The organism is Paenarthrobacter sp. Z7-10 (assembly GCF_026932795.1).
Taxonomy (GTDB): domain Bacteria; phylum Actinomycetota; class Actinomycetes; order Actinomycetales; family Micrococcaceae; genus Arthrobacter_M.
Map to the genome: position 1 here is coordinate 43,435 of NZ_JADPVH010000005.1, position 12,512 is coordinate 55,946.

Genomic DNA, 12,512 nt, shown 5'->3' on the forward strand with positions numbered 1-12,512 from the left:
CGTTGAACGCGATCTGGCTGCACAAACTAAAAACGCCCCGCGCAGGTGCACGGGGCTTGTCCGTCCCTAAGCCAACCACGGCCAGCAGCCAGTGATCATGCTCAAGCGGAAGTCGCTTCGTTCACCTGCGCCGGTCGCCCTTTTTAACGGGACTTTCGGATGGAACAACACCCTTGTTCCCGCGCACAACAGAAGATTTCCGCTGTGGTTTGGGGAAGTGTTATCCATCGACCGACGGTCTTTGGTCCTCTCACTTTACCGGCCGTTCCCGCTGCAGCCAAATCCACTGCCCCCGCCTCAGCCCCGACCGCCGTTCAGCGCAGCGATCCCAGGTCCTTCCGCCATTGCCCGGAGACACCGGCCGGTACGAATCCCAGCTTCCCGTTCACGTCAGTGCAGCCGCCGTCGTCCACCGCCGTCCATGTGTAGACCCGCCGGGCCTTCGGAAACTGCACACTCAACAGTTCCATGTTGGCGACCATGATCAGCTGACCCAGCAGTTGGCCATCGTATTCATTCGCCACCACTGTGTCGTCCTGAAAGTCCACCTCCCCCAAGGTGCTGAGCATCGTGGTGGAGGTAAATCCGACGAGCGTGCCGCTCGCGGTGTCCTCGACCGCGGTCACCAGCGTGCGCCGTCCCCGCGCCAGCACCAGCGCCTCGGCGTCCCGGATACCGCCGGCGGTCCTGCCGCCAGCCTCCAAGTCCTCCGCCGGCCAGTCCGGATCATTGCCCGGATCCCCTTCCAGGGCGGCGATGTCGCGCAGCCATTTGTCCGGGCAACGGTCCAGCCATTGATGCAGCGTGAAGTTGCCGTGCTGAGCCGCGGCTGCCTCGGCCATCAACCCGTCCTGCAGCGTGCCGGGCAGTGGCACCGGGCAGGCACTGAAGTGCTCAATGTGCTGCAGGTGATAGTCGGCCCGCTGTGCAAAAGCGACCTCGCGGCTGCTCAAGGGCAACGATCCAGCTCCCTGCGCGGGCTTGAGCCGTTCATCCTCGGCGAGTGCCAGCGCCGAGACCGGATGGTGAGTTTCCACAACGACTACCCGGCGGTTCTCCCCGCGGACGAACTGCTCGGCCGCCTCCAGAAGCTCCCGCCCCACCCCATGTCCTTGCGCGGAGGGCAGGATCTCCAGGGTGACATAGGCCAAATGGGTGGAGTCGGCCAACGGCAGCACGATACCAGCCTGGCCGACGATCCCGCCGTCGAGGCGGGCAATCAGCACGACGTACCACTCGTAGGGGTCGCGGAAGTTCTGCAGCGTTTCGGCCGCACTGGCGGCTAAGTCGTCAGTGCCCCAAATATGGATCTGCACCTGCCTGGACCCTTCAACCGACGCGAGGAAATCGGCCGTATCCTCGCCGTCGAGGGTGTCCGGAACCCACAGCTGGTCGATCTTAATCCGGCTCATGCGCGAAGCGTCCCTCGTCCATCCGAGACTGCCGCGGCTTTCTGCCAAATGGCGGTGCAGCCGGCCGGGATGAACCCCAATGCCGTATTGATCGCGAGCATCGGTTCGTTCTCTGCGGCGTTGCCCGTGTAAATCCGGCGCACCGCGGGCCACTGAGCCGTCAGCCGCTCGAGGTTCGCCAATTTTAGCCGCATCCCAAGCCGGTGGCCCCGGTGCCCGGGAAGGACCAGCGTGTCTTCCTGGAAGACAACGTCGGGTTTGGCCGGCAGGTATTCAAGCACAGTTTGGCCCACCAGCGCCCCGCTGCTTGCCTCCCGCGCGACCGTTACCAGCAGTTCGCGGCCTTCGGGGGCCAGCTCGGATTCCTCCAGCCGGATCCTCTCGGAGGTCCAGTCCTCCTCCTCCCAATCCAGCGCACCCTGAGGGACCTCCGTGGTCATGCGCCGGCGCAGCATTGCGTATCCCTCCAGTAGATCCGGTGGGCAGTGCGAGTGCCAGCCGGTAAGGTCATAGCCGTCCGAAGCGCCGCCACGGCCCCCGGTTAAAGCGTCAAGCCGGGCGGCCGGGATCGGTACGGCGAGCACGCTCAGACGCTCGATTTGTTCCAGGCTGAATCCCAGTTTGCGGGCAAAGGATGCTGACGGCGCAGCCAGCTCGATGGCCCCCGACCCGGTGGCCGGCGTCAGAATCTGCGCAGCCTCCGTCCTGGTGCCGGCAGCTGCATCATCCGTTTCCAGCCAGCCATGGTCGCTCCAGCCGATCACGGTGGTCCGGGAAGCCGCGGCGATCCGCGGCAGGCACGCGGCGTACAGCGCGCTGCCAATTCCCCGCCGCCGCACTTCCGGGTGAACCTGGATGGATACCTCCGCCAAGCGCAGGTTGTCCCGCAGCGGGATCGTAACGGCGGCACGGCCGACCAGCCGCTCGGAGTCTCCGGCCGGGATCCACGCGCTCAAAATGCTGCGCTCTTCGTAGACGGAGGACGTTGCCATTACTCTGCGCGCCTGCGGACTAAGCCAAGAATCGCCGCTGCCGCGTTCGTGTTCCTTCACGAGGTTCGCCAACGCGCAATCCGCCAAGAAGGCGGCAGCATCGGGGCCGTCCAACGAGCCCGGAACGTGCAGGTCGGTTATGCGGACACTGGACTTCGTCATTGAAGCTGCTTTCTGCCGGATACTCACATCCTAAACCGGTCCGCGTTACGCCGGGCAAAACAAAGGGCCGGTGCAGCTGCACCGGCCCTTTGATGGAAATTACCGCTTAGGCGTCGGCCAGAACCTTGGTGACGTTGGGATCCACGGCAATGCCGGGGCCAAACGTGGTGCTGACGGTGGCCTTCTGCAGGTAACGTCCCTTGGAGGCGGAAGGCTTCAACCGAAGCACCTCTTCCAAGGCCGCCGCGTAATTCTCGGCCAGTTTCTGGGCGTCGAAGGACACCTTGCCCACAATGAAATGCAGGTTCGAGTGCTTGTCGACGCGGAAGTCGATCTTTCCGCCCTTGATGTCCTCGACGGCCTTGGCAACGTTGTTGGTCACCGTGCCCGTCTTCGGGTTCGGCATCAGGTTTCGGGGACCAAGGATCTTACCCAGCCGGCCAACCTTACCCATCAGGTCAGGCGTGGCGACGGCGGCGTCAAAGTCGGTCCAACCACCCTGGATCTTCTCGATCAGGTCATCGGAACCGACAAAGTCGGCGCCGGCGGCGATCGCCGCGTCGGCCCGGTCACCGGTTGCGAAAACCAAGACGCGCGCCACTTTACCGGTACCGTGCGGAAGGTTCACCGTGCCACGGACCATCTGGTCGGCCTTGCGGGGATCGACACCCAAGCGGAAGGCAACCTCCACCGTTGCGTCGAACTTGGACGGATTGGTGTCCTTGGCGAGGTTAATGGCCTCGAACGGGGTGTAGAACTTGTCCGCCTCGATCTTGCCGGCCGCTGCCTCGTATGCTTTGCTGCGCTTTGCCATGCTGCTCTTTCTCCTTGTGCAGTTGTGGTCTGCGGACCGCGCTGGGCCCTGCCACCGCCGGCAGTTCGCACCCATTGCAAATACACTGGGGCGCCGCCGTCGTTAGAAATGTAAGTGGTGGTGCGAAGCTCTCAGGCCTCGACCGTGATGCCCATGGAACGGGCCGTGCCGGCGATGATCTTGGCCGCGGCCTCGATGTCGTTGGCGTTCAAATCCACCAGCTTCTGGCTGGCGATTTCATTAACCTGGTCCTTGGTCAGCTGCGCAACCTTAACGGTATGCGGAGTCGCCGATCCCTTAGCAACGCCCGCGGCCTGCTTGATCAGCTCTGCTGCCGGCGGAGTCTTGGTGATGAAGGTGAACGAACGGTCCTCGTAGACCGTGATTTCCACCGGGATGACGTTGCCGCGCTGGGCCTCCGTTGCGGCGTTGTAGGCCTTGCAGAATTCCATAATGTTGACACCGTGCTGGCCAAGCGCAGGACCAATGGGAGGGGCTGGATTAGCAGCACCCGCCTTGATCTGCAGCTTGATGAGGCCGGTGACCTTTTTCTTGGGAGCCAATTTCGGATCCTTCTCTAATAGCTTTCCTGAGGAGACGGAGCGCGCCCCAGGTTCTTGACCACCATGGCGTGATGGTCATCGCCCCAAGCCGGCTAAGCGGGCCGGTCCGGGGCGAAATCGATGGTCAACCAGTGCCGGAACTAAATCTTGGCAACCTGGTTGAACGAGAGTGTGACGGGTGTTTCGCGCTCGAAGATGGAGACCAGGACCACCATGGTCTGGGACTCCGGCTTGATCTCCGAGATGGTCGCCGGAAGGGTCTCGAACGGACCTTCCTTGACGATCACGGACTCGCCAATCTCAAAGTCGACGACAGCGGCCGGGGCATGCTTGACCGGCTTACCGGCCTCGGCCTGCTCTTCTTCAAAGACCGGCGCAAGCATCGAGAAAACCTCATCCAGGCGCAGCGGAACCGGGTTATGGGCGTTGCCCACAAAACCCGTTACGCCTGGCGTATGACGCACGGCACCCCAGGAGGCGTCGGTCAGATCCATCCGGACCAGTACGTAGCCGGGAATACGGACGCGGTTGACGACCTTGCGCTGCGCATTCTTGATCTCCACGACCTCTTCCATGGGAACCTGGATTTCAAAGATGAAATCTTCCATGTTCAGGGACTGGATACGGGTCTCCAGGTTCGCCTTCACGCGGTTCTCATAGCCGGCATAGGAGTGGATGACGAACCAGTCGCCCTCCTGGCGGCGCAGCTTGGCCTTGAACTCATCGGCCGGATCCGGCTCGGCGGCAGCCGCGGCGGACACCAAGGCGTCCTCATCGGCGGCGTCGTCCGCCGGAACGTCCGCGGCATCGGCGTCATCCGCCGGAACGTCCGCTGCATCGGCCGGAACGTCCGTGCCGTCGTCGTGCGTTACGGCTCGATTTTCAGCGTCGCCCATGGCATCGTCCGCTCCGGTTTCGGGCGCAGCGGCGTCCCGGCCCTCGAAAGCATTCTCCTCAACGGTGCTCTCGTTCGGCCCAGTCTTTGTTACCTCGAGCTCCTGCTCAGACACGTATTTCCCGCTTCCTTTTCCAAACTTGAATGCCTCAAACCGACCGGGTGCCGCAACTGCCAACATAGTCGGCGCTGGCGGCACTTACTGCTCCGTTGGGCCGCTGCCGCCGAAGATCCACAGCACGGCCTTGCCAAAGGCAAGATCCAGTCCTGTCACGATGGCCATCATGATGGCCACGAAAACCAGAACCACAATCGTGTAGTTGATCAGCTCTTTCCGAGTCGGGGTCACTACCTTCCGCAGCTCGCCAATGACCTGACGGAAGAACAGTGCCATCCGGGCGAAAAACCCGGGTTTCACCGGCTTGGTGGACTTGTTGGCAGGGCGGCCCTGGGAGCTGCCCGCGGCTGTCTCGGTCACCTTTGCCTCGCTCTTCTGTGTCTGTGGATGTCTTCAGTCCGGAGGCTCGCCAGCACCACGACCATACCGGTTGCTGCTGCCGTTCACTGCGTCCGCGGCAGTCCGGACCCTGAGGGATCCTGACTGCCGCGGGCCAGTCATGCGCAGGGCAGACAGGACTCGAACCTGCAACCTGCGGTTTTGGAGACCGCTGCGCTACCAATTGCGCCACTACCCTTTGTACTGGCGTTCTTTGCCTGAAGTCCGCCCTGTCCAGCTCCGGAAAGGAACCAGCGTAAGGCGCGGGCCATCATGGCGATTTGAACACCGAGGAATAAGTCTACGCAATCCGGACTCCCACGTCGAACCGGAGGCAGCAGATGCGTGAAGCCGAGCGGCGATAAGCATAAAGTGGACAGGGACGAGGTCCGTCACCGGGCCGGACCCCACCGAAAAAGGAACGCTCATGCCTGCCGAAGCGACAGCTGCTCCCGACTTCTCCCGTGCGGACCCGCGCCGGCGCGTCTCCGCACGAATAGCGGCCATTGCCGAATCGGCGACCCTCGCTGTGGATGCCAAGGCCAAGGCCCTCAAGGCAGCTGGCCGTCCGGTGATTAGTTTCGGTGCCGGCGAGCCGGACTTCCCGACGCCGGACTACATTGTGGACGCTGCTGTTGCGGCCGCCAGGGACCCGAAAAACCACCGCTACTCACCGGCCGCCGGGCTGCCTGAGCTTAAGAGCGCCATCGCTGCGAAAACGCTCCGTGACTCCGGGTACCAGGTGGATCCCTCGCAGGTCTTGGTGACCAACGGCGGAAAGCAGGCTGTCTACGAGGCGTTTGCGACCCTGCTCGATCCGGGTGACGAGGTTCTGTTGCCGACTCCCTTCTGGACCACCTATCCGGAGGCTATTCGGTTGGCCGGCGGCGTACCTGTTCATGTCTTTGCCGGCCCGGAGCAGGGCTACCTGGTCACGACCGACCAGCTTGAGGCGGCTCTGACGCCGCGGACCAAGATCCTGCTGTTCGTCTCTCCGTCGAACCCGACGGGCGCGGTCTACTCCCCCGGGCAGACCAAGGAAATAGGCCAATGGGCCGCGGCCAAGGGCCTGTGGGTGTTGACGGATGAAATTTACGAACACCTCACCTACGATGACGTTCCATTTACCTCCATAGCCACCGCAGCACCGGAGCTGGGCGACAAGGTGGTGATCCTCAACGGGGTAGCCAAAACATATGCCATGACGGGTTGGCGGGTCGGCTGGATGATCGGACCGGCGGATGTGGTCCGTGGGGCCACAAACCTGCAGTCGCACGCCACCTCGAACGTCTCCAACGTTCCGCAGCGGGCTGCCTTGGCCGCCGTCGCCGGGCCGCTGACCGCGGTGCAGGAAATGAAGACAGCCTTCAACCGCCGCCGGCAGGCCATGGTGGCAGGGCTCAATGCCATCGACGCGGTGGTGTGTCCAACACCCCACGGCGCGTTCTACGCCTATGCCGACGTCCGGGGGCTGCTGGGCCGCAGTTTGGCCGGCGTCAGCTGCGCCACCTCGGCCGAACTTGCCGCCCTGATCCTGGACCAGATTGAAGTGGCAGTAGTTCCAGGGGAGGCGTTCGGCCCCAGCGGATTCATCAGACTCTCCTATGCCCTCTCCGACGCGGACCTGGCCGAAGGGGTCGGGCGCCTGCAGGAGTTCCTCGGCAGCGCCAGCTAGCCGGCGCTGCCGGTGTGACCCGCCAAGTTGCCTAAGTCACATCAGCGTCTAGAATCTCTAAGAGAGCTCAACGGAGTGCTCGCATCCCCGACCACTCCTCCCCCATCGGGACTGAGCTCAAAGGACCGAGCTAGATGAAAATTGGAATTCTCACCAGCGGCGGCGACTGCCCCGGCCTCAATGCGGTTATCCGCGGAGCGGTGCTGAAGGGCATTAAAATCCACGGCCAGGAATTTGTTGGCTTCCGCGATGGCTGGCGCGGCGTTGTCGAAGGCGACATCATGGATCTGCCACGACAGAGCGTCCGCGGCATCTCCAAGCAGGGTGGCACGATTTTGGGAACCTCCCGGACTAATCCTTTCGAGGGTGATGGTGGTCCGGAGGTCATCAAAGCGCACCTTGAGCGGATGGGCATTGATGCCATCATCGCCATCGGCGGCGAGGGAACCCTCGCCGCCGCCAAGCGGCTCACGGATGCCGGTCTGAAAATCGTAGGCGTGCCCAAGACCGTGGACAATGACCTGGACGCGACGGACTACACCTTCGGCTTCGACACCGCCGTGCAGATCGCCACCGAGGCCATTGACCGGCTGCGCACCACCGGGGAGTCCCATCACCGCTGCATGATCGCCGAAGTGATGGGCCGGCACGTGGGCTGGATTGCCCTGCATGCAGGCATGGCTTCGGGTGCACATGCCATCCTGATTCCGGAGCAGCAGGTCAGCATCGAGCAGATCACCGAGTGGGTCAATGAGGCACACGATCGGGGCCGCGCCCCGCTGGTGGTGGTGGCGGAGGGCTTCGTGCCCTCGCACATGGAATCCCCGCATTCTGAGCGCGGCATGGACACTTTCGGCCGGCCACGGCTGGGCGGCATCGCGGACCAGCTGGCTCCGGAAATTGAGGCCCGCACCGGGATTGAAACCCGTGCCACCATTCTGGGCCACATCCAGCGCGGCGGCGTGCCCTCGGGTTTCGACCGGGTCCTGGCTACCCGTCTGGGCATGGCGGCGATTGATTCCGTGGTGGAGGGACGCTGGGGAACCATGGTGTCGCTGGCAGGCACCGAGATCAAGCATGTGGGCTTCGAGGCCGCACTGGGCAATCTGAAGACCGTCCCGCCGCACCGCTATGAGGAAGCGGCAATTCTTTTCGGCTGAATCCAGCCGGCCGGCGCCGGGCGGGCGGTCCGTTCCTGGCAGGCGGTCCGTTCCTGGCAGGCGGTAGCGTGGATTCATGAGCTTTGATGACAACAGCGCCGCCATCGTCCTGCTGGCATGGGAGCGCAGGCTCGGTTTCGGCGACGGCACGCTCAGCACCGGTCTGGAACGCCATGTCAGGCACGACGACGGCGCAACCTCGGTCAGCTTTCTGCGGCTCTTCGGCCGCTCTGCTCTGGTGGGTCCGGGCTGGGCGGTCGAAGCGGCCGCAGGGCTGGACGACGACGAACTGGCTGACCACTCGACGCTGCTCCGGCTGACCCGGGAGCACGGCGGACACGGATTGGGCACGGCCGCCCTCTATTTCGCCGACGATCTCCCGCTCGTCCAGCCCTCAGGCGACCTGAGCGTATCCCGCGATCCCGCCCACGCGCTGGCGCTGCAGGGACTGTGCCCGCCCGACGACGCGAACGAATTCGGGCTGCCGAAGCTGAAACACAGCTACACCGTGATGCTCGACGGCGGACCCGTCGCCTGCGGCGCCTTCACCGAGTGGCAGGGCATTGTCGCCCGGCTCGGCGTCCTCGTGGCCCCACCGCGGCGCGGTGCGGGGCTTGGCAAACTGGCCGGAGCCATCGCGGCACATGAGGCCCTGGCCTCCGGACTGGTGCTGCAGTGGCGCGCCGACGTCAGCAATGCCGCCGCCAATGCCACGGCCCACTCGCTCGGTTTCCTCCGGGCCGGAACCCAGACCTCCGTTCTGCTGGGCTGACCGGCCAGCAGGACACGGCTCGGGCGCCGGGCTGCCGGTCCTGCCCCGGCTACCGGTCCTGCCCCGGCTACCGGTCCCGCCCCGGCTACCGGTCCTGCCCCGGCTACCGGTCCTGCCCCGGCTACCGGTCCCGCCCCGGCTACCGGTCCCGCCCCGGCTACCGGTCCCGCGCCGGCGGAGCTGTCACGGGCTCGCGGTGCTTTGGCCGCCTCACGCGGGCATCGCCGTCGTCGTGCCCGGCCTGCGCGCCGCCGTCGTCGTGCCCGGCCTGCGCGCCGCCGTCGTCCGGCTTGCCCCATCCCGCGACTGAACTTGGCTTGGCAAAGAACAATGCCACAGCCGCGCCAAGGACTATCACTGACGCAGGCAACAGGATCGATTCCCCCATCGCGCTGGAGAAGCCTGCATGCAGAGCGGCCGGAAGGCTGCCGGAAAACTCCATTGTCGGAGCGGCACCGGAGGCACCCGGTATTTTCGGCAGGTCCGCGGCCAGGCGGGACTGGATCAGCGCAGCAATCGCCGCGCTGCCCAGCACGGCACCAACCTGACGGGTGGTGTTGTAGATGCCGGCGCCGGCACCGGCCTGCCGCGGGGCGAGGTTCCGCGTGGCTGTGGTGGACAGCGGCGCCCAAATGCCGGCGTTCGCGAAGCCCAGCAGCGCACTGGGGAGCAGGAAGAGCCAGATGGGGGTATCGGGGGCAATCAGCTTCGCGTTCCAGAACAGGGCCACCGCCATCAGCGCCAGGGCGGCGGAACAAATGTACTTCGGATTGACCCGGTCAATAATCTTGCCCACCACCGGTGCCAGACCGCCGGAGATCAACGCCATCGGCACCATCATCAGCGCGGACTGGGTTGGCGTGAGGCCGCGGACCACCTGATAGTAGAAAATCAGCGGCAGGCTCATGGCGGTGATGCTGAAGCCCACCGTGGTGATGCCGACATTGGCCAGCGAGAAATTGCGGTCCTTGAAGAGCGACAGCGGCAGCAGCGGCTCGCCTTTGTTGACGGCCTGCCAGAGAACGAACAGCACCAGCACCACGATGCCGGCAGTGATCAGGCCCCATACCGAGATGGGACCAACGATGGTTCCCCAGGAATAGGTGCCACCTTCCTGGATGCCGAAGACCAGCAGGAACATGCCGGCGGCGCTGAACAGCACGCCGGGAATGTCAAACTTATGCGGATGCGTGCTCAGGTTTGGCACCAGCCGCCAGGCCAGAATGAAGGCGACGACGCCGATCGGGACATTGATGAAGAAGATCCATTCCCAGCCCAGCGAATCCACCAGCACGCCGCCCAAGATGGGACCCACCAGCGTTGCGACACCGGCAGTCGCGCCCCACAGACCCATCGCCTGGCCGCGGCGGTCCGGCGGAAAAATCCGGGTGATGACGGCCATGGTCTGCGGTGTCATCAGCGCCGCACCCAGCCCCTGCACGGCCCGGGCCACGATCAATGTCGCGATGTCGGAGGAGAAACCGCACCACAGCGAGGCCAGGGTAAAGACCACCAAACCGGCAAGGTAGAGCTTCTTCGGGCCGAACCGATCCCCCAGCCGGCCGGTAATCAGCAGTGGAACGGCGTAAGCCAAAAGATACGAACTGGTGACCCAGATGACCGAGTTAATGTCTGTGTGCAGGCCCTCCATGATGGCCGGATTGGCCACGGAAACAATGGTGGTATCGATCAGGATCATGAAGAAGCCAATCACCAGCGACCACAGCGCCGGCCACGGCCGAGTAACGTTTTCCACTTTTCTCCTTATGGCGATTCCCAGCCGATGCGGCCGGTTCGAAGGTCTTCCTGAAAGCTGCGGATCCAACCAATATCGGCCCGCAGCAAAGTCTGTTGGTAGCAGAGATCGATCCAGTACTTCTTCTCGATCCGGCGGCCGGTGACCACGCGCTCCCCGTGCTCCAAATCCAGCAACCGCACCACCAGGGCTTCCAGCCGCCGGTCCAGCAGTTCCAGCACCTGTCCGCGGGGCAGATTGTGCGCCTCCGCGATGGCCAGTGGAAACTCGGGATACTCGTTCGCGGGAACCGCCAGCATGTCCTCCAGCCGGCTGGTGAGGGCACGTCGGCCGGCCTGCGAAATTTCGTAGGTGGTGCGCTCGGGCCGGTTGCCCTCCCGGTCCGTTCCCACCGCGTCCACCAGTCCGTGCTCGGACAGGCGCCCCACCGCGTGATAGAGCGTCCCGGGCCGGACCTTAAGCAGCCGGTCCTCACTTCGTGCCATCAGCAGCTGATACATCTCGTACGGATGCATGGGACGTTCCGCGAGCAGGGCCAACGAGGCCACGCCCAAGGGTGTCAATTGCGTCAGCGCCGGCATCAATCCATCCCGTCCCGACAAAACCCGTTCTTATTCCGCATCAAGTATTCCACATGGAATAACTTTGAGCACCCACGGGGGTGCGGACGGCCGCCGAATCAGCGCGGTGCGCGCAGGAAGCCCGTCTGCCGGCCGGCAACCTGTCCGGCATCGGGGGCGACAATAATCTCCTGGGCCGCGATGTAGAGCTCACCCGCATCATCGACGGTGAGGGCGGCATCCGGATCCACGCTCCGCTTGACCACCGCCAAGGCCACCGGCCCCATTTCATAGTGCTGCGCCACGGAGGTCACCGTGCCTACCCGGCGGTCCCCCATCAGAACGTCGCTGCCCGCGGCCGGCAGGGTATGTTGCGATCCGTCCAGCTGCAGGAAAACCAGCCTCCGCGGCGGATGTCCCAGATTGTGCACCCGGGCGATGGTTTCCTGGCCCTTGTAGCAGCCCTTGGCCAGATGCACCGCCGTTCGGAGCAGGTCAAGCTCATGCGGAATGGTCTTCTCGTCCGTGTCGGCGCCCAGCCGCGGACGCCACGCCGCGATGCGCAGCGCTTCGGAGGCCAATGTTCCGGCCAGCGGCAGCGCCGCCGTCGCGGATTCCAGCTCCGCGAGCGGCAGCAGGTATTCAAACCAAGTGCGCTCCCTGCCCGGATGTAACTCCTCCGGCAGCGCGGTATAGGCGTATCCGCCCGACCCCACCTCGGGCCACGGGTCCCGCCAGTGGACGCGGTCCGCCCACCCGGAAACGGGCACCGTTGACCCAACCACAGCCCACTGCGCAGAGACGTCGGCCACCTCCACCCGAAGCATGAACTTCATGCTGGCCAGCCAGGCGGCCAGCGGCGCCGCCTCGGCGCTCTCCACCAACAGCCAGCTGGTGGTGCCATCATCGACCAGCCGCACATCGAAATCGATTCGGCCGGTAATGCTCAGCAGCAGCAGTTCCGTGCCGACCCCCGGAGCGAGGTTTGTGACCTGCTGCGAGGAGAGGGTGTTGAGCCAGCTGAGCCGGTCGGCTCCAGTGACGGTTACCACTCCGCGGTGGGACAGGTCGACGACGGCGGTGCCGGGTTTGCCGTGAATGCCGGCGAGATTGCGTTGTTCCAGGATCGGATCGCCGTAGTGCGCGGCGACGCCGGCGTCCAGACCGGAGGCCTCGACAGCACCGGGGCGTGCGAGCAGGGCGCTTGAATAGCTCATGGAATGGGAACGTCCTGTACTTGGAGGGTATTCCGCCG

General features: G+C 64.5%; 12 protein-coding genes and 1 tRNA gene. 3 read left to right on the forward strand and 10 right to left on the reverse strand.

The window, feature by feature from the left end; translation table 11 throughout:
- Nucleotides 1–314: 314 nt before the first annotated feature.
- The 7 genes from IV498_RS02725 to IV498_RS02755 all read right to left on the reverse strand — a co-directional run bounded on the left by IV498_RS02725 (nucleotide 315) and on the right by IV498_RS02755 (nucleotide 5,533).
- A complete protein-coding gene (locus tag IV498_RS02725) occupies nucleotides 315–1,412 on the reverse strand; it encodes a GNAT family N-acetyltransferase (protein WP_269045015.1) in 1,098 nt (365 codons plus the stop codon).
- Nucleotides 1,409–2,566: a GNAT family N-acetyltransferase gene (locus IV498_RS02730; RefSeq protein WP_269045016.1), complete on the reverse strand. Its 1,158-nt coding sequence runs from the start codon at nucleotides 2,564–2,566 to the stop codon at nucleotides 1,409–1,411. The genes IV498_RS02725 and IV498_RS02730 overlap by 4 nt, the downstream gene beginning before the upstream one ends.
- A 106-nt stretch (nucleotides 2,567–2,672) precedes the next feature.
- Nucleotides 2,673–3,380 carry a 50S ribosomal protein L1 gene (gene rplA, locus IV498_RS02735; RefSeq protein ID WP_269045017.1) on the reverse strand — a complete coding sequence of 236 codons (708 nt, stop codon included), beginning with the start codon at nucleotides 3,378–3,380 and terminating at the stop codon, nucleotides 2,673–2,675.
- Nucleotides 3,381–3,511: 131 nt separating this feature from the next.
- A complete protein-coding gene (gene rplK, locus IV498_RS02740; RefSeq protein WP_269045018.1) occupies nucleotides 3,512–3,943 on the reverse strand; it encodes a 50S ribosomal protein L11 in 432 nt (143 codons plus the stop codon).
- A 140-nt stretch (nucleotides 3,944–4,083) separates the two neighbouring features.
- Complete coding sequence (gene nusG, locus IV498_RS02745) at nucleotides 4,084–4,953, reverse strand: transcription termination/antitermination protein NusG (RefSeq protein ID WP_269045019.1); 870 nt, start codon at nucleotides 4,951–4,953, stop codon at nucleotides 4,084–4,086.
- A gap of 84 nt (nucleotides 4,954–5,037) precedes the next feature.
- Entirely contained in the window at nucleotides 5,038–5,316 is a 279-nt protein-coding gene (gene secE / locus IV498_RS02750) for a preprotein translocase subunit SecE (RefSeq protein ID WP_269045020.1), read from the reverse strand.
- A gap of 144 nt (nucleotides 5,317–5,460) precedes the next feature.
- A tRNA-Trp gene (locus IV498_RS02755) sits at nucleotides 5,461–5,533 on the reverse strand.
- A gap of 228 nt (nucleotides 5,534–5,761) precedes the next feature.
- Here IV498_RS02755 and IV498_RS02760 point away from each other — a divergent pair.
- From IV498_RS02760 to IV498_RS02770, 3 genes are all read left to right on the forward strand, one after another.
- Nucleotides 5,762–7,009, forward strand: coding sequence for a pyridoxal phosphate-dependent aminotransferase (locus IV498_RS02760; protein ID WP_269045021.1), 1,248 nt, complete (start codon nucleotides 5,762–5,764; stop codon nucleotides 7,007–7,009).
- Nucleotides 7,010–7,143: 134 nt separating this feature from the next.
- Nucleotides 7,144–8,169 (forward strand): 6-phosphofructokinase, encoded by a 1,026-nt coding sequence (locus IV498_RS02765; protein ID WP_269045022.1) that lies wholly within the window; start codon nucleotides 7,144–7,146, stop codon nucleotides 8,167–8,169.
- A gap of 76 nt (nucleotides 8,170–8,245) precedes the next feature.
- The gene (locus tag IV498_RS02770; RefSeq protein WP_269045023.1) at nucleotides 8,246–8,941 is read left to right on the forward strand and encodes a GNAT family N-acetyltransferase; all 696 of its coding nucleotides are present in this window, start codon (nucleotides 8,246–8,248) and stop codon (nucleotides 8,939–8,941) included.
- Nucleotides 8,942–9,098: 157 nt separating this feature from the next.
- Here IV498_RS02770 and IV498_RS02775 read toward each other — a convergent pair whose 3' ends face one another.
- The 3 genes from IV498_RS02775 to ygfZ all read right to left on the reverse strand — a co-directional run bounded on the left by IV498_RS02775 (nucleotide 9,099) and on the right by ygfZ (nucleotide 12,474).
- Nucleotides 9,099–10,697, reverse strand: a complete 1,599-nt coding sequence (locus IV498_RS02775) for a DHA2 family efflux MFS transporter permease subunit (RefSeq protein ID WP_269045024.1) — start codon at nucleotides 10,695–10,697, stop codon at nucleotides 9,099–9,101.
- Between the two features lie 8 nt (nucleotides 10,698–10,705).
- Nucleotides 10,706–11,278 carry a PadR family transcriptional regulator gene (locus IV498_RS02780; protein WP_269045025.1) on the reverse strand — a complete coding sequence of 191 codons (573 nt, stop codon included), beginning with the start codon at nucleotides 11,276–11,278 and terminating at the stop codon, nucleotides 10,706–10,708.
- A gap of 98 nt (nucleotides 11,279–11,376) precedes the next feature.
- Nucleotides 11,377–12,474, reverse strand: coding sequence for a CAF17-like 4Fe-4S cluster assembly/insertion protein YgfZ (ygfZ, locus tag IV498_RS02785; RefSeq protein ID WP_269045026.1), 1,098 nt, complete (start codon nucleotides 12,472–12,474; stop codon nucleotides 11,377–11,379).
- Nucleotides 12,475–12,512: the final 38 nt, after the last annotated feature.

Bases quoted from the DNA above. Each gene is read 5' to 3' on its own strand.
- IV498_RS02780 (WP_269045025.1), bottom strand. From the start codon at position 11,278: ATGCCGGCGCTGACGCAATTGACACCCTTGGGCGTGGCCTCGTTGGCC.
- IV498_RS02760 (WP_269045021.1), top strand. From the start codon at position 5,762: ATGCCTGCCGAAGCGACAGCTGCTCCCGACTTCTCCCGTGCGGACCCG.
- rplA (WP_269045017.1), bottom strand. From the start codon at position 3,380: ATGGCAAAGCGCAGCAAAGCATACGAGGCAGCGGCCGGCAAGATCGAG.
- IV498_RS02770 (WP_269045023.1), top strand. From the start codon at position 8,246: ATGAGCTTTGATGACAACAGCGCCGCCATCGTCCTGCTGGCATGGGAG.
- IV498_RS02725 (WP_269045015.1), bottom strand. From the start codon at position 1,412: ATGAGCCGGATTAAGATCGACCAGCTGTGGGTTCCGGACACCCTCGAC.
- ygfZ (WP_269045026.1), bottom strand. From the start codon at position 12,474: ATGAGCTATTCAAGCGCCCTGCTCGCACGCCCCGGTGCTGTCGAGGCC.
- IV498_RS02730 (WP_269045016.1), bottom strand. From the start codon at position 2,566: ATGACGAAGTCCAGTGTCCGCATAACCGACCTGCACGTTCCGGGCTCG.
- IV498_RS02765 (WP_269045022.1), top strand. From the start codon at position 7,144: ATGAAAATTGGAATTCTCACCAGCGGCGGCGACTGCCCCGGCCTCAAT.